Source organism: Bacillus sp. ISL-34 (assembly GCF_018613325.1).
Taxonomy (GTDB): domain Bacteria; phylum Bacillota; class Bacilli; order Bacillales; family DSM-1321; genus Peribacillus.
In genome coordinates this window covers 187,481-203,208 of sequence record NZ_JAGGQJ010000005.1, presented here as the reverse complement: position 1 = coordinate 203,208, position 15,728 = coordinate 187,481, and the positions used below count along the sequence as shown (strand labels likewise).

14 protein-coding genes and 1 pseudogene are annotated in these 15,728 nt (G+C 42.9%); 12 read left to right on the top strand and 3 right to left on the bottom strand.

The genetic code is table 11. From position 1 onward, the window contains the following. The first annotated feature begins 12 nt into the window (after positions 1-12). The 6 genes and pseudogenes from J7E52_RS07025 to J7E52_RS07005 all read left to right on the top strand — a co-directional run bounded on the left by J7E52_RS07025 (position 13) and on the right by J7E52_RS07005 (position 6,482). Positions 13-1,494: a sugar ABC transporter ATP-binding protein gene (locus tag J7E52_RS07025; protein ID WP_214744426.1), complete on the top strand. Its 1,482-nt coding sequence runs from the start codon at positions 13-15 to the stop codon at positions 1,492-1,494. A gap of 1 nt (position 1,495) precedes the next feature. Beyond that, positions 1,496-2,440: an ABC transporter permease gene (locus J7E52_RS07020; RefSeq protein WP_214744424.1), complete on the top strand. Its 945-nt coding sequence runs from the start codon at positions 1,496-1,498 to the stop codon at positions 2,438-2,440. A gap of 15 nt (positions 2,441-2,455) precedes the next feature. After that, a complete protein-coding gene (rbsB, locus tag J7E52_RS07015) occupies positions 2,456-3,376 on the top strand; it encodes a ribose ABC transporter substrate-binding protein RbsB (RefSeq protein WP_214744422.1) in 921 nt (306 codons plus the stop codon). 164 nt (positions 3,377-3,540) lie between these two features. Further along, positions 3,541-3,761, top strand: a pseudogene (locus tag J7E52_RS26845) (LysR substrate-binding domain-containing protein); the annotation flags it as partial. Between the two features lie 388 nt (positions 3,762-4,149). Next, positions 4,150-5,172: a PTS sugar transporter subunit IIC gene (locus tag J7E52_RS07010; protein WP_214744420.1), complete on the top strand. Its 1,023-nt coding sequence runs from the start codon at positions 4,150-4,152 to the stop codon at positions 5,170-5,172. A gap of 110 nt (positions 5,173-5,282) precedes the next feature. Continuing rightward, entirely contained in the window at positions 5,283-6,482 is a 1,200-nt protein-coding gene (locus J7E52_RS07005; protein ID WP_214744418.1) for a class I SAM-dependent rRNA methyltransferase, read from the top strand. A 287-nt stretch (positions 6,483-6,769) separates the two neighbouring features. On the opposite strand, the gene J7E52_RS07000 is transcribed toward J7E52_RS07005, so the two are convergent. Then, on the bottom strand, positions 6,770-8,038 hold the full coding sequence (locus tag J7E52_RS07000; protein ID WP_214744416.1) for a dicarboxylate/amino acid:cation symporter: 1,269 nt from the start codon (positions 8,036-8,038) through the stop codon (positions 6,770-6,772). A gap of 166 nt (positions 8,039-8,204) precedes the next feature. Between J7E52_RS07000 and J7E52_RS06995 the strand changes: the two genes are divergently transcribed. From J7E52_RS06995 to J7E52_RS06985, 3 genes are all read left to right on the top strand, one after another. Then, on the top strand, positions 8,205-9,011 hold the full coding sequence (locus tag J7E52_RS06995) for an alpha/beta fold hydrolase (RefSeq protein WP_214744414.1): 807 nt from the start codon (positions 8,205-8,207) through the stop codon (positions 9,009-9,011). A 285-nt stretch (positions 9,012-9,296) separates the two neighbouring features. Continuing rightward, positions 9,297-10,052, top strand: a complete 756-nt coding sequence (locus tag J7E52_RS06990) for a threonine/serine exporter family protein (protein ID WP_286197527.1) — start codon at positions 9,297-9,299, stop codon at positions 10,050-10,052. A gap of 16 nt (positions 10,053-10,068) precedes the next feature. Continuing rightward, on the top strand, positions 10,069-10,518 hold the full coding sequence (locus J7E52_RS06985; protein WP_214744410.1) for a threonine/serine exporter family protein: 450 nt from the start codon (positions 10,069-10,071) through the stop codon (positions 10,516-10,518). Positions 10,519-10,634: 116 nt separating this feature from the next. On the opposite strand, the gene J7E52_RS06980 is transcribed toward J7E52_RS06985, so the two are convergent. Both J7E52_RS06980 and J7E52_RS06975 read right to left on the bottom strand, forming a co-directional pair. Beyond that, positions 10,635-12,173 carry a solute symporter family protein gene (locus J7E52_RS06980; protein ID WP_214744408.1) on the bottom strand — a complete coding sequence of 513 codons (1,539 nt, stop codon included), beginning with the start codon at positions 12,171-12,173 and terminating at the stop codon, positions 10,635-10,637. A 14-nt stretch (positions 12,174-12,187) separates the two neighbouring features. Continuing rightward, positions 12,188-12,526, bottom strand: coding sequence for a DUF485 domain-containing protein (locus J7E52_RS06975; protein ID WP_214744406.1), 339 nt, complete (start codon positions 12,524-12,526; stop codon positions 12,188-12,190). Between the two features lie 268 nt (positions 12,527-12,794). Between J7E52_RS06975 and J7E52_RS06970 the strand changes: the two genes are divergently transcribed. The 3 genes from J7E52_RS06970 to J7E52_RS06960 are packed head-to-tail and all read left to right on the top strand — an operon-like array spanning position 12,795 to position 15,622. Beyond that, positions 12,795-13,763: an efflux RND transporter periplasmic adaptor subunit gene (locus tag J7E52_RS06970; RefSeq protein ID WP_214744403.1), complete on the top strand. Its 969-nt coding sequence runs from the start codon at positions 12,795-12,797 to the stop codon at positions 13,761-13,763. 1 nt (position 13,764) lies between these two features. Then, positions 13,765-14,505 carry an ABC transporter ATP-binding protein gene (locus J7E52_RS06965; protein WP_286197526.1) on the top strand — a complete coding sequence of 247 codons (741 nt, stop codon included), beginning with the start codon at positions 13,765-13,767 and terminating at the stop codon, positions 14,503-14,505. Continuing rightward, positions 14,453-15,622: an ABC transporter permease gene (locus J7E52_RS06960; protein WP_286197525.1), complete on the top strand. Its 1,170-nt coding sequence runs from the start codon at positions 14,453-14,455 to the stop codon at positions 15,620-15,622. The genes J7E52_RS06965 and J7E52_RS06960 overlap by 53 nt, the downstream gene beginning before the upstream one ends. Positions 15,623-15,728: the final 106 nt, after the last annotated feature.

The window sequence follows — 15,728 nt, the reverse complement described above, 5'->3', positions numbered from 1 at the left end:
GAGATGATGAGCATGCAAATCGAAATGCACAATATTTATAAGGCATTTGGTCAAAACAAGGTATTGGAAGGTGTTCATTTTTCTTTAGAGGCTGGGGAAGTACATGCACTAATGGGGGAAAATGGAGCAGGGAAATCAACCTTGATGAACATTTTGACCGGGCTGCATAAACAAGATCAAGGAATGATTGAGATTAATGGTAAAGAAACCTCATTCAAGGATTCAAAGGAAGCGGAAGAGGCGGGAATGGCCTTTATCCGTCAGGAATTGAATATTTGGCCAGAAATGACCGTGCTGGAGAATCTATTCATCGGCAGGGAAATGGTGAATGCCTTCGGTGTCCTGAAGACGAAACAAATGAAAGCGCGTGCAAACGAGATTTTTAAAACACTTAATATTTCCCTTCCTTTTGATAAGGAAGCCGGATTTTGTTCTGTCGGGGAACAGCAAATGATTGAAATTGCCAAGGCGCTTATGACGGATGCCGAAGTCATCATCATGGACGAGCCCACAGCGGCTTTAACTGATAGAGAAATAGAGAAGCTCTTTGAAGTGATGAAGGGACTTACCAAAAAGGGTGTATCGCTTGTTTATATTTCTCACCGAATGGAAGAAATATTCGCCATTTGTGACAGGATCACCGTAATGCGTGACGGAAAAACGGTCGATACGAAAAGAATTGCAGATACAAATTTCGATGAAGTCGTTCAAAAAATGGTCGGGCGGGAGCTGGAGGATCGTTTTCCTCATCGTGAAGCGAATCCTGGCGACATAGTCCTTGATGTAAAAGGTTTAACTAAAAAGGGGCTTTTTGAAGATATCCATTTGGCGGTTCGCCAAGGTGAGATTGTCGGTGTTGCCGGATTAATGGGAGCAGGCAGAACAGAAATAATGCGCGCCCTTTTTGGTGTCGACCAAATAGACAGCGGTGAAATCACCATTGAAGGCAAGAAGGTTTCCATACGTAAACCAACGGATGCAGTTCGACACGGCCTGGCTTTCATTACGGAAAATCGTAAAGAAGAGGGGCTGATCCTGGACTTTTCTGTAAGGGAAAATATCGGCTTGCCGAATCTCAAGAGTTTTGCTCCTAACGGTATCGTAAAAACGGAAGATGAGATGAACTTTGCCGAAATGATGATTAAGCGACTTCACGTAAAGACATCTTCTGCTGAAACGGTAATCGGCAATCTATCCGGAGGAAATCAACAGAAGGTGGTAATAGCCAAATGGATCGGCACTTCCCCTAAAGTTTTAATTATGGATGAACCGACCAGAGGCATAGATGTTGGCGCAAAACGTGAAATTTACGAGTTGATGAATGAATTGACGGAGCGAGGCATCGCCATCATCATGGTTTCTTCAGAGCTTCCGGAAATCATTGGAATGAGTGATAGAATCCTTGTGGTTCACGAAGGTGAGATTGCTGGGGAATTGTTAAAGCAGGAAGCGACGCAAGAAAAAATTATGGCATTGGCGACAGGAGGGAACTAGGATGAAACTTGAGGCTACAGGGAAAATCGGGATTTGGCAGAAATTTGGACCGTTACTCGCCCTAGTACTTTTATTTATCGTAATAACCGTTTTAAATCCATCATTCATGGAACCGAATAATATTTTGAATTTATTGCGTCAAACTTCCATCAATGCACTTATTGCATTTGGGATGACCTTTATCATATTGACAGGTGGCATCGACTTGTCCGTCGGCTCCATTTTAGCTCTATCCAGCGCACTTATGGCTGGTATGATGGTCTCGGGATTAGATCCGATTTTAGCAATATTAGTAGGCATTCTGCTAGGTGCAATAATGGGTGTAATCAATGGGATTCTCGTTTCAAAGGGAAAAATGGCCCCTTTCATCGTGACACTGGCCACCATGACGATTTTTCGGGGGTTAACGCTGGTGTATACGGATGGAAAGCCGATTACTGGAATTGGCGATTCCGTTATGTTCCAGATGCTTGGGAGAGGTTACTTCCTGGGAGTGCCAGTACCGGCAGTTGTTATGGTCATCGCTTTCTTAATCCTATGGTTCCTGCTTCATAAAACTTCCTTTGGCCGTAAAACTTATGCCATTGGCGGAAATGAAAGGGCTTCCCGAATTTCGGGGATTAAAGTTGACCGGGTCAAGGTGGCTATCTATGGTCTGGCCGGTACGATGGCGGCCATTGCTGGTGCCATTTTAACATCCCGTCTGAATTCGGCACAGCCGACGGCAGGCCAATCCTATGAAATGGATGCCATCGCAGCCGTGGTGCTGGGCGGAACGAGCCTTTCAGGCGGTAAAGGGCGGTTGTTCGGTACGCTGGTGGGCGTCCTGATCATCGGTACCTTGAATAACGGCATGAATTTACTTGGTGTATCCTCTTTTTACCAGCAAGTGGTAAAAGGTGCAGTTATATTAATCGCGGTCTTACTTGACCGTAAAAAATCATAAGAAGAGGTGTAATCAATGAAAAAAATAGTATCGATCATCATGGTTCTTTCTTTAATGGTCTTGGCTGCCTGTTCAATGGATTCTGGTCTAACAGATGATAAAAAAGAAAAGAAAGGCTCCATGAAAGACGTGAAAGTCGGAGTCAGCATCTCTACATTAAACAATCCATTCTTCGTTTCCTTAAAAGATGGTATTGAAAAAGAAGCAAAAGAAAAAGGCATGAAAGTCACAGTTGTTGACGCCCAAGATGATACGGCAAAACAAATTAGCGGAATTGAAGATCTAATCCTTCAAAAGGTTGATGTCCTTCTGGTGAATCCTACTGACTCTGCGGCAATATCTTCAGCCGTTCAATCAGCTAATGAGGCGGGCATTCCCGTCATCACGATTGACCGCTCTTCAGACGAAGGTGACATTGAAACGTTCATCGCTTCCGACAATGTGGCTGGCGGGGAAATGGCTGCAGAATATCTAGTTAAAGAGCTTGGCGAAAAAGCGAAAGTAGTGGAACTTGAAGGGGTATCCGGGGCATCTGCAACTCGTGAACGAGGAAAAGGTTTCCACAATATTGCGGACAAGCAGTTAGATGTCCTTACAAGCCAAACGGCGGAATTCGACCGGACAAAAGGGCTTAACGTCATGGAAAATATCCTGCAAGGCAATAAAGACATCCAAGCGGTATTCGCCCATAATGATGAAATGGCACTAGGAGCCATTGAAGCAATCAAGGCAGCAGGAAAAGACATCATCGTGGTTGGTTTTGACGGAAATGATGATGCTTTGAAAGCAGTTGAAAACGGCGAACTAAAAGCTACAATCGCCCAACAACCGGCACTTATCGGTGAAGAAGCGGTTAATGCGGCTGAAAAAATCTTAAAAGGCGACAAAGTGGATGATACAATATCCGTTCCATTGAAATTGGTCACCAAAGAATGATTGTCATCCAAACAATGAGAGTGCCGGAACTTTTCCGGCACTCCTTTTTTTAATCCCATTGAGGTTATCTGGTTGTGGATATTCAGCTTGAATTGATATGAATGAGAGGGAATAAGGAAGTGAAAATCATTCTTTTACAAAAGTAGGCGGCCCATGTCGGGAACATAAAAGGCCTGGTGGGAGCAGGTTTGGGTATAACCTTGATACCTGAGATTTCCTTGATTGATAGCTTGCCACGTTTTACGGTTAAATTGCCGCTGGAGGATCCGTCTGTTACCAGGGCTGTAGGGTCATCGTTCCTACTGATAGGGAACTGATGCCAACGGAGAAATTGTTTTACAAATTTTTGAGGGACACTTTTGCAACATTGGAAGGTTTTCAATAGAAATAAGATGGATATCTATTAGAAAAGTCATAAATCCAGCTAGTGAGAGAATCCTTGAATCGGGTTCTTTTTTTTGTCGTATATGTAGCGAAGTATCTCCATGTAGCACATCCTTAAAAGGGGATAACTTATTTTGAAATAATAAAATATTAGTTTTTTATTTAATAGTAATGTGTTAAACCACTATTTTGAAAGCGCTTTTATTTTATTAGAATAAAAATATCACTTACATTATCAGAAAATTCATGTTATTATACGGTCAGACATTAGCAGACATTTAGGTAGCGGTGCGATATACTTAATAGGCTTTTTTTATAAAGACATTTATTTTTTTTTTTCGATTTTTCGAAATTGAATATTCTGATAATTTTTAAGGAGTGGAGATAAAATGAGCAGGAAAGAATACATCAGCAATCGAATGTACAAGGCATCAACAGGGATAGCCAACGCTGTTTTGGTTACATTAGGGATCGGGTTATTGTTTGAATCCATAGGGGGCTACTTAGGCTGGGAGATCTTCCTGGCAATAGGGGGGGCAGCAAAGGTCTTGTTAGCGCCAGCTTTAGGAGCAGGTATCGCATATCAGCTAGGAGGAAATTCATTAATTATCTTTAGCGCCATGGCTTCAAGTGCTGTTGGAGGTGCTGCCATTCACAGAACTGCTGAGGGTGCCTTCACGATTGTTACGGGTCAGCCACTAAGTGCTGTCTTGGCAGCAGTGATTGCAACATATATAGGTAAGCGCCTAATCGGCAAAACGAAGTTGGACATCATGGCCATCCCAATGGGAGCCGTTCTTGTCGGTGGAGTTTCGGGATATGGCCTGGCTCTTGTCACCACTCCGCTACTAACATGGATAAGCAGTCAAACCACCGCTGCGGTCGAGGGTTCTCCCTTAATCGGTTCCATGGTCATAGCCTTGGTATGGAGCATTTTATTGATGACACCGGCGTCTTCCGCTGCACTGGCGATCGCCCTGCAATTAGATCCCGTTTCCAGTGCTGCAGCTCTAATTGGATGTACCGTTCAGTTTGTCGGGTTCACTGTCATGTCTTATAAAGATAATGATGTGGGCGGGTTCCTGGCACAGATGGTCGTTACGCCAAAAGTTCAATTTCCTAATTTGATCAAAAAACCATTATATGTAATTCCGCCTTTTGTGGCGGCAATCATCTGTGCGCCTATCGCAACCTTGGCATTCGATTTTCAAGTGCCGTATGAGCTTGGAGGTATGGGGTTAAGTTCAATGATTGCCCCGATTGCCATCATAACTGGTCAGGGGTTGTACACGTTCTTGGTTTATGTGGCAGTGGGTATGGTATTGCCAGCTGTGATCACACTTGCCTTACATCGGGTTTTGAAGATGATGGGCAAAGTTAAGCCAGGCGATCTTCATTTGGAAGTTTCATAATCAAAGTTTTCTTAGAAACCAGCCTGGTTAAGGAACCGGGCTGGTTTTTATTTATAAAGGGATTAGGGTAAAATGGGGAGGAAAGCATTTGCATAGATAGGATGATATATATGGGAAAAGAAATAGATATAAAAGTGAAAGCTAAGTTCGTGAGTAAAATCGGCAAGGGTTTTCCCTTGATTGTTAAAGAGTCGATAGCCAACCTTAATGACCTTAAGGAAGAGGGGGCCTTGGTGCGTTTGGTGGATGAAAACCACCGCTTTCTGGCAAAAGGATATTATGGTAAACAGAACAAGGGCTACGGCTGGGTATTGACGCGAAGAGAAAATGAAAAGATCGATCAAGCCTTCTTTAACGGCAAAATCCAGGCAGCATGTGAATTCCGAAAGTCTTTTTTTGAAGATGGGGAGACTACAGCTTTCCGCTTGTTTAATGGCGAAGGAGATGGAATTGGCGGTTTAATCATTGATCATTATGATGGTCACTATGTCATTAGCTGGTATAGCAAAGGGATATATTCCTTTAAAGACTACATCATTAAGGCATTGCAGGAAACGGTCGAGGTCAAATCGATTTATCAGAAGAAACGCTTTGATACAAAGGGGCAGTACGTCGATGAAGACGATTTTGTCATGGGTGAACAGCCGGCATTTCCGCTTCTTGTAAAGGAAAATGGAGTCCATTTCGCTGTTTATCTGAATGATGGGGCAATGGTCGGTGTCTTCCTTGATCAACGCGATGTCAGAAGGAAAATCCGGGATGAATACGCAAAAGGGAAAACCGTGTTGAATATGTTCTCCTATACTGGGGCATTCTCCGTGTTCGCCGCTTTAGGCGGTGCTGTTAAAACAACTAGTGTCGACTTGGCGAATCGCAGTTTACCAAAGACGATCGAGCAGTTCAGTGTGAATGGAATAGATCATGAAGCTCACAATATCGTGGTGATGGATGTTTTTAAGTATTTTAAATATGCAGTGAAGAAGGCTTTGAAATTTGAAATGGTCATCCTCGATCCGCCCAGCTTTGCCAAATCGAAGAAGTTTACTTTCAGTGCCGGGAAAGACTATGTGAATCTATTGAAGGATACCATTTCCATTACGGAAGACAATGGGGTCATTATCGCCTCAACTAATTGCAGTACGTTTGACATGAAAAAATTCAAGAGCTTCATTGATGTTGCTTTCAAGGAAATGAATGGAAAGTATGAAATCATGGAAGAATTCTCATTACCGGCTGATTTTAAAACAATCAGGGAATATAAGGAAGGGAATTATTTAAAAGTAGTCTTCATTAAGAAAATTAAAGGATAAATAAAGGCGTCCACAGTTCAAGCAGAGCTGTGAATGCCTTTTTTAAATGAAAATGTTTCATGTGGAATGATTGGACATTCAGATTCACTGGATAGGCCATATATAATAGCCCCGTGATAGTGATTGCAGCAGGTAAGCATTTCATTAACGTTCAATTCCCTCCTTCAACCTTTAATTCTATGAAAGGGTAAGGAATCCCTTGTCAATTAAAGCACTGTTTGAAGGAAAGTCTTGAAAATGAAAAAACTGGCACCCGTTTTAACCAGGAGCCAGTTCAGTTATAAGAATCATACGGCTGAATTTTCTTTAACGAATGCTTGTTTTAACCAGTTTTTCCCCTCAACAAGCCTTGTGACAAGCATGGCACAAACCGTGTTTCCTGTAGAGTTAAGAAGTGTAGCGGGAGCATCGATGATCGTGGATATAACCGCAATGATCGGCAGGACTTCAACAGGGAAGCCGAATACACTAAGAATCAACATTTCCCCAATCATGCCGCCTCCAGGAATGGCACCCATAACAGCTCCAACCAAAAAGGCAACAGCAAGTATACTTAAAATGCTTGAAATGCTTGTCATATCCTTTCCAAATAAGCTGAATAGGAAAACGATTTTCAATACCCCGCCAAATACCGAACCATCTTTATGAGTGTTGGCTCCGAGTGGGATGACAGTCTCGGCTATATCCTTAGGCACGCCCATTTTCTTGACTGATTCCAGATTGACTGGAATGGATGCGGCACTTGAACAAGTTGCGATGGCTGTAATGGATGGTGTCAGGGCATTTTTCCAAAATAGTTTAACTCCATCTTTCCCGCCTGCGATAAAAGCATACAAAGTGAAGAAGCCGAAATAATAAATCAAGGCCAAGACTAGATAAAGAATGAATGTGCGAGCATAGCCTTCTAAAATCTGCGGCCCAAGCTGCCCGATAATCGCCGCAAAATAAGCACCAAGTCCAATCGGAGCATAGTACATGACGATTTTGACAACCTTCATCATGACAGCTGTACCCGCTGTCAAAAACTCAGTAATCGGTCTTGCTTTCTCACCGACCAGTGCAGTGGAAAGTCCGATTAATACTGAGAAAACGATAAGCTGAAGCATATTGCTTCTGGAGAACAGTTCTGGAAAATCTGACACGGTTACTGTGTTGACCAGTTGACTGAAGAAGGAAACTTCTTCGATGGTCTCTTCAGAGGAACTGTTTTCCATCAGTTCTTTAATGGCTGTCGTATCTGTACCTTCCAACGGATTGACGATGGTTGTCCCAATGAATCCAATGACGGCAGCTAAAGCGGCAGTTGTCAGGAAAACGATTACAATACTGCCCATGATTTTGCCAAGACGATTCATTCCGCTCATATTGGCAATCGCTGAAGCTATGCTGAAAAATACTAATGGCACGATAATCGTGAACATCAGATTTAAGAATAAGTCCCCTAGCGGCTGTATGACCGAGGTTTTCTCCCCGAAAACCACGCCCGCTATCCCACCGATAATGATGGCAGTGAGCAATATTAAAGAGGATCGATAGTTTTTGATAAAGCTCTTCATTAAATTTCCGTCCTTTCAGGATGAAGATATCAATAAAAATATACTTCATTATCAACTCTAAAATGAGGTTTGACAATATATTTTTATAGGAAGGAATGTTAAAAGAAGAAATGCAATAAATAATAATGGGGAATGGGTTTTGAAAAAATCGTGAAGGAGGGATAGAATGGCATTTATTGAGGTGGAAGAAGGCGTTCGGTTGTTTTATGAAGAAAAGGGCAAGGGGAGACCGATTATTTTCATCCATGGTGTGTGGATGAGCAGCCGGTTTTTTAGAAAGCAGCTTCCGTACTTTTCAGAAAAATATAGAACGATCCTACTTGATTTAAGAAGCCATGGACAGTCAAATCATGTGCATTACGGAAATACGGTCTCCGTTTATGCAAAAGATCTTCATGCGTTCATAGGTGAACTGGGATTAAAGGATGTCATACTTGTAGGCTGGTCCATGGGGGCATTTGTCGTCTGGGAATATCTTAAGCAGTTCGGTGAGGAAAATATTCATTCAACCGTGATTGTGGATGAATTGGCCTCTGATTTCAAGTGGCCCGATTTTAATATTGGTGCATTTAATATGGACACGTTGATTGCCTTCATGACTGAAATTCAAACAAATCGTTCCCCATTTTTGCAAAGCTTCATTGCTTCCATGTTCAACAATGAATTATCTGCAGAGGATGCAAGCTGGATGCTTGGGGAAGTGACCAAAATGCCGGAGTCCATTGCCAGTAGCATTCTATTTGACCAATCGATTGTGGACTATCGTGAATTCTTGCCAGAAATCAATATTCCGACTCTTCTCTGTTTTGGAAGGCATGAAAAAGTCATTCCTGTAGCTGCAGGGGAACATTTGCATAAAAACATTCCGAATTCCAAACTAGTAATCTTTGAAGATAGTTGTCATTGTCCATTTATGGAAGAAAGCGATTTGTTTAATGAAACAGTGGATTGCTTCATTCAAAAGGGAGTATAGTCGTAACGGATAGGAAAAAGGGGATGCAGGGTTCGTGCCCGCATTCCTTTTAATTATGGTCATAAATGAATTTTTCTTCTAACTAAACGGTTTCGGCAGGAAATAAAGGGAATACTGGTACTAATGAAAAAAGTAGTGAAGGTTAATGGAATTGATAAATTAAATAGGTAATATTTTTTATATCCTTTTCACAGGAATTGGGCTATTATGAGGTGGATTTAAATTGGTAGGATCGTTATCTGTTATTGAGAGAAACTCATGCAGAAAGTGATGGAGAGGATAAAAATGGATGATCGTTTACCAAACAATGAAATTATAGATGTATGTTTACTTGCGGGAAAAATCATGCTTCAGAATGGAGCGGAAACTTCGCGGGTGGAAGATACGATGGGTAGAATCGCTGCAGCGTTTGGGTGCGGTGAATCACACAGTTTTTCGACCCCTACAGGAATTATTTTTTCGCTGGATGGTATACACCCAGCTTCAAAATTAATTCGAGTTTCCCAACGATCTACAGATTTACATAAGGTGACGCTGGTTAACAGTATATCCCGAAGCATTTCCAGCAAGGAAATGACACCGGAGGAAGCATATTTACGGTTAAAACAAATCGAAAAAGCCGGGATGGGGTATCCCATGTGGGTACAGGTCTTTGCTGCCTTTATAGCGAGCGGCTGCTTTTTAATCATGTTCCAAGGACAGTGGAATGATTTCATCTGGTCCTGTATAGCTGGAGGAATGGGATTCTCTTGCCTGCTTTATTTGCACTGGTTACTGGAAGTTCGTTTTTTTGCTGAATTCATCGCCTCTTTAGTCGTAGGTTTAGTAGCTATGTTCTTTGTCCAGATTGGAGTTGGAAGCCATTTGGACACAATAATCATTGGAGCGGTGATGCCACTTGTGCCAGGGCTGTTAATTACGAATGCTGCCAGGGATTTAATTGCAGGACATTTGGTTTCGGGTCTATCCAAGGGTGCGGATGCAGGTTTGACTGCTTTAGCCATTGGGGCAGGAATATCGGCTGCGTTTGTTTTCTTATGATTTTAGGGGAGGAAGAATGATGATTGCACAGCTTATTACAAGTTTCATTGCCTCAGCCGCCTTTGGAGTCATCTTCAATGTACCAAAAAATTCATTATTTCAATGTGGTTTCGTAGGGATGTTGGGGTGGATCTTATACTTTTTTCTGGTTGAAAATGAGGTTAACAGCATTATTGCAACATTAGCGTCTGCATTTATCGTTGCGGTTATCAGCCAGTATTTTGCCAAAAGGTATAAAACGCCGATCACGATTTTCAATGTATCGGGAATCATCCCTCTCGTGCCTGGAGGTTTGTCGTATGATGCGATGAAGCATTTTGTCGGAAATGATTTTTATGTCGCCGTTCAATTGGCCGCCAAGGCCTTCATGCTGGCTGGTGCCATTGCTATGGGGCTGATCTTTGCAGAAGTCATGAACCAGTTAGTAAATAAATACAATAGAAGGAAGTTAAGATTGAGAAGTTAGCGGGATTATTTTCAATCTTCCTGATAAATATGTTCTAAATAAGAGAAAGGAGAGCAGGTCGAAAAACCCTGATCTCCTTTCTCTTTTTAATATTATAAAATAATAATAAATCTAGCTTATATAGGATCTTTCATCCCAGTGTTAGCCGTGACCAAAATTTCGTCGAATTTTTCGGCATCAGCTTTCTTGCTTGACAAAAGTGTACCGGCGATGGCTGCGATAAAACCAATCGGGATGGAGATGATGCCTGGATTGGCAAGTGGGAATAATGGCTCCCCAACGAATATTGCCGCTCCCTCTACCGGTGACCAGACATTGGGACTTAGGAAAACAAGCAATAAAGAACTGACCAGTCCAACTATCATGCCCGAGACAGCCCCAGCTGTGTTAAAACGCTTCCAGAATACCGTGAAGACAATGATTGGTAGATTGGCACTGGCAGCGACGGCAAAGGCAAGTGAAACAAGGAAGGCGACATTCATGTTTTGGGCAAATAAGGCAAGGATGATGGAGAGGACGGATACTCCGATGGATGCCCAACGAGCTGCAACGACTTGTTCCTTGTCAGTGGCTTGACCTTTCCGGATGATGTGGCCATAGAAGTCATGGGCAAAAGCAGATGCTGCCGATAGGACGAGACCTGCTACAACCGCTAAAATGGTTGCGAAAGCAACAGCAGAGACGAATGCGAACAGGAAGTCACCCCCAATGGCTTCGGCAAGCAGCGGAGCAGCCATATTGCCGGCCGCATTCGCGGCTATGATTTTGTCGTATCCAACAAAAGCTGCCGCTCCAAAGCCAAGGAAAATGGTCATTATATAAAAGATGCCAATGATCCAAGTGGCATATACTACGGACTTTCGGGCTGTGATGGCGTCTTTCACCGTAAAGAAACGGATGAGAATGTGAGGTAGTCCAGCTGTACCGAGTACAAGCGCTAAATTAAGGGATAAGGTATCCAAGGGATCCTTGAATTTGTTACCTGGGTTGAGGAAATCCCCGCCCAAAGGAGTGGCTGTTTTCATTTGCTTGAACATCTCGATCACGCTAAAGTCGAATTTCGCCAACACGATGATGGAGATGATGAATGTACCTGCCATCAATAAAACGGCTTTAACGATTTGGACCCAGCTGGTGGCCGTCATACCGCCGAATACGACATAAACGGTCATTAAAATACCTACAATGATGACGGAGTAAAGATAATCAATTCCAAGTAAGAGTTTTATAAGGGCACCTGCACCGACTAATTGGGCGATCATATAAAAGGTTGAAATGGAAATGGTGTTAAGGGCAGCAACCCCGCGCACTTTCTTTTCATTGAAACGGGCAGCGATCATGTCCGCCAATGTATACTTGCCAAGGTTACGGAGCGGTTCGGCCACGATATAAAGAACGACCAGATACGCAACCAAAAAACCTATGCTATAGAAAAAACCATCAAATCCAGAGAGTGCGACCATGCCGGCTATCCCCAAAAATGAGGCGGCGGACATATAATCTCCCGCAATGGCCCAGCCATTCTGCCAGCCAGTAAGGCTGCTGTCCGCCGTATAAAAGTCCGCGGTCGTTTTGGTGCGCCGTGAAGCAAAATAGGTAATGACCAATGTTAGTCCGACAATGATTAGAAATAATATAAAAGCAAGTATATTCATTGTATATTCACCCTTTATCCTTTCGCTTCTTTAACGATTTTTTCTACTAATTGGTCAAATGTCGCAGCTTTTTTGGAATAGAGGATGCATAATGTCCAGGTCATGATAAATTGAGCGAAGGCAAAAATCCAGGCCCAGCTGATTGCCCCGAAAGCAATTGAGTTAAGAACTTTAGAATAGGAAGTTAGTATTGGCAGTGTGAAATAAAAGACCATGAAAAAGATGGATAGCGGGACGATGAAATTGCGTTTTTTCCTTAGGAGTTCTTGAAATGATTGTGATTGGACGATCTTGGTGTAGTCCGTGGAAGCGCTTGCCTTGGTCTCCTTTGCGATTGAATCGTTTGATGCCAAGTTGGTTCCCCCTTCATCATTATTGATTTGGATTTCATTAACAATTTCCGATAACAGTATCAGTATATAATTATCAGAATATATTGTAAATTTAAATGCTGAAATTAAATCTTTTTTCGTTCGACATCGTTTTAATTTTTTCGTACAAGCAAGGAAGTGTGCCGTATAAACGGAAAATCATGGAAATCAAACGCATGGCCATTAAGGAAAAGTTAAGCTTCTTTCACGATACTGGTTTCAACGAAGGAAATCTGAAAGGAGAAAAGTGATGAAAAAGTTGATAATGATAGGTACGGTTTTAGTGCTGGCCATAGGGGGATGCGTTTGGTTTTTCATGAAGGATAATGCTGAGCCTGTAATTGCAAAGTCGGTGACGGCTACAGTTGAAAAGGGAGATCTTGAAGTTCAAATAAGCGGTTCCGGATCGGTCGCCGCAATCAATAGTGAGGACATCACTTCCTCGGTAACGGGTGAAGTGGATGAAGTCCTTGTAGCGAAGAATGAAATGGTTGAGAAGGGTGATGAACTCATTACCTTCGCGGATGGAAGCGATCCGATAACGGCCCCATTCGATGGTACCGTGACAACATTGGATGTAGAAGAAGGAGATCGTGTATCGAGCAGTGAAGTGGTGGCACATGTTACGGATTATAAAAAATTGAAAACCACGATCAGTGTGGATGAATTGGATGTTCCAAGCGTAAAAAAGGGACAAACAGTTGAAATTAAAGCCAGTGCTTTTGAAGATGAAACGTTCACGGGGGAAGTGACCAGTGTAGCAAAGGAAGGTACATATGAGAATGGAGTTTCTTCATTCGATGTCACTATCAAGATTGACAAACCCGGCGATATAAAAATTGGGATGTCGACTGAAGTGAGCATTTTGACGAATAGTGTAAAAGATGCTTTATATGTTCCGATCGAAGCAGTCCAAATTGACGGTGAAGAGAAATATGTGAATATACAACAATCCGGTACAACTGAAGGAGCTGCCAGTAGAAAGACAGTGGTTGAGACTGGAATCAGCAATGATATGTATATTGAAATAACTTCAGGTCTTGAAGAGGGCCAGTTTGTTTCCTTGCCTATTACCATCAATGAAAGCTCCACTGGCAGTGGCGGCGAAGGAATGAGGGGAGGCCAAGAAGGCGAAATAAGAATGCAGAGCGGCAGCGGAATGCCGAGCGGCGGGATGACAAACGGTGGCGGAATGCCGAGCGGCAAGGGAGGTCAGTAAAATGGCGAAACCCATCATAAAAATCAAGAACATGTCTAAATCATATGAATTGGGCGGTGAAACGGTTAAGGCACTTCAAGATGTCTGTCTTACAATCGATAAAGGCGATTTCATTTCCATCATCGGACCTTCTGGATCAGGGAAATCGACGTTCATGAATATGATTGGCTGCCTTGACAAGCCTGACATAGGTGAATATCTTCTTGATGGAAAAGAAGTGGAAAAGATGAAGGATAATGAGTTGGCTGCCATTCGTAATATTAAAATAGGATTTATCTTTCAAAATTTCAATCTGTTAGCAAAACTGACAGCGTTGGAGAATGTCGAACTTCCCCTTGTTTATAGAGGGGCAAGCGTGAAGGAAAGAAGGGAAGTGGCCAATGCATGCCTTGATATGGTCGGCCTGAGTGACCGGAAGAATCATCTGCCGACCCAACTGTCGGGAGGACAGCAGCAAAGAGTTGCGATTGCAAGGGCACTTGCCGGTAACCCTCCCGTTTTATTGGCGGATGAGCCGACGGGGGCTCTTGATAGTAAAACGAGTAAAGAAGTGCTGCAGATGCTGAAAGAATTGAACGAAAAGGGACAAACAATCATTCTTATAACCCATGACTTGGAAGTGGCAAAAGAAGCAACTCGTGTCGTTCGGATACAGGATGGTCAGCTATTTGAAAATGGAGGTGATTGGATTGAACCTGAGCGAATCAATGAAGATGGCTATACGCAGTATCAAAACCAATAAAGTCAGAGCATTTTTAACCATGCTTGGAATCATAATTGGTGTTGCCTCCGTAATCGTTTTGGTTTCGATTGGGCAGGGTTCCTCACAGTCCGTTCAGGATGAGATCAATAGCCTTGGAACGAACCTGATAACGGTAAGTGTCACGGATACCGACACCGTGGAGCTGACGGATGATACAATTGAACAGTTTAAAGAGCTAAGCGGGATATCGGAAGTGGCTCCTGTGGTAACTGGACGCGTTTATGCTAAAAACGGAGAAGCTTCGGCACAGGTTTCAATGACCGGTGCAACTTCATCCTATTTATCAGTTAGGGATTTGGAGCTCAGTCAAGGCCGGTTTTTGACGGATATGGAAACGGAATTACGCTCCAAGGTCGTTGTCCTGGGATCAAATACGGCCACCACGCTTTTTGAAAACCAAAAAGCGGTGGACCAGAACGTTCTTATCGGCGGCGTTTCCTATCGCGTGATCGGTGTGCTGAAATCGGTAGGCACCTCAATGGGATCGAGCGGGGATGATGTAATCATTGCACCAATCACCACTGCCGAAAGGGCTACAGGCAGCACGACAATCGGAACCGTATATTTAAAAGCGGAGAACGAGAATATCATAGATAGGGCGATGTACCAGGTCCAGGGTGCGATGACCACATCATTCCCAGAACAGAGTGATAACTATTCGGTGTCCAATCAAGAAGATCTGATGGATACAATGAGCTCTGTGTCGGATACGTTCACACTCATGCTTGGCGGTATTGCCAGTATTTCGTTACTGGTAGGCGGAATTGGAATCATGAATATCATGTTGGTTTCCGTCTCGGAGAGAACGAAGGAAATCGGGATTAGAAAGGCAATCGGGGCAAACCGGAAATCGATTCTTCTTCAGTTTTTAATTGAAGCGATGGTCCTGAGCTGCTTAGGGGGATTGTTGGGAGTTGGAATTGGATTGGGAATCGCAAAATTGATTTCAGCTTTTTCAAGTTTAACGATCAGTTATTCATGGTCGGTAACACTGTTTGCCTTCTTATTCTCCATTTTAATCGGGATAATATTTGGCGTATTTCCTGCCAATAAGGCATCCAGGTTAAATCCAATCCAAGCACTGCGTCACGAATGAACATACAATTTTTAGAGAAAGCAGGCGATTAAAAGCCCGCTTTCTTTTGCATATGAAAAAGGATAAAATCAACATATATCACAATTGAAGCGGATGGGAGGTACCC

Excerpts from the sequence above, each read along its gene's own strand:
- J7E52_RS06985 (WP_214744410.1), top strand. The coding sequence starts at position 10,069 with ATGATGATTGCACAGCTTATTACAAGTTTCATTGCCTCAGCCGCCTTT.
- J7E52_RS06970 (WP_214744403.1), top strand. The coding sequence starts at position 12,795 with ATGAAAAAGTTGATAATGATAGGTACGGTTTTAGTGCTGGCCATAGGG.
- J7E52_RS06995 (WP_214744414.1), top strand. The coding sequence starts at position 8,205 with ATGGCATTTATTGAGGTGGAAGAAGGCGTTCGGTTGTTTTATGAAGAA.
- rbsB (WP_214744422.1), top strand. The coding sequence starts at position 2,456 with ATGAAAAAAATAGTATCGATCATCATGGTTCTTTCTTTAATGGTCTTG.
- J7E52_RS06965 (WP_286197526.1), top strand. The coding sequence starts at position 13,765 with ATGGCGAAACCCATCATAAAAATCAAGAACATGTCTAAATCATATGAA.
- J7E52_RS06990 (WP_286197527.1), top strand. The coding sequence starts at position 9,297 with ATGGATGATCGTTTACCAAACAATGAAATTATAGATGTATGTTTACTT.
- J7E52_RS07005 (WP_214744418.1), top strand. The coding sequence starts at position 5,283 with ATGGGAAAAGAAATAGATATAAAAGTGAAAGCTAAGTTCGTGAGTAAA.
- J7E52_RS07010 (WP_214744420.1), top strand. The coding sequence starts at position 4,150 with ATGAGCAGGAAAGAATACATCAGCAATCGAATGTACAAGGCATCAACA.
- J7E52_RS07020 (WP_214744424.1), top strand. The coding sequence starts at position 1,496 with ATGAAACTTGAGGCTACAGGGAAAATCGGGATTTGGCAGAAATTTGGA.
- J7E52_RS06980 (WP_214744408.1), bottom strand. The coding sequence starts at position 12,173 with ATGAATATACTTGCTTTTATATTATTTCTAATCATTGTCGGACTAACA.
- J7E52_RS07025 (WP_214744426.1), top strand. The coding sequence starts at position 13 with ATGCAAATCGAAATGCACAATATTTATAAGGCATTTGGTCAAAACAAG.
- J7E52_RS07000 (WP_214744416.1), bottom strand. The coding sequence starts at position 8,038 with ATGAAGAGCTTTATCAAAAACTATCGATCCTCTTTAATATTGCTCACT.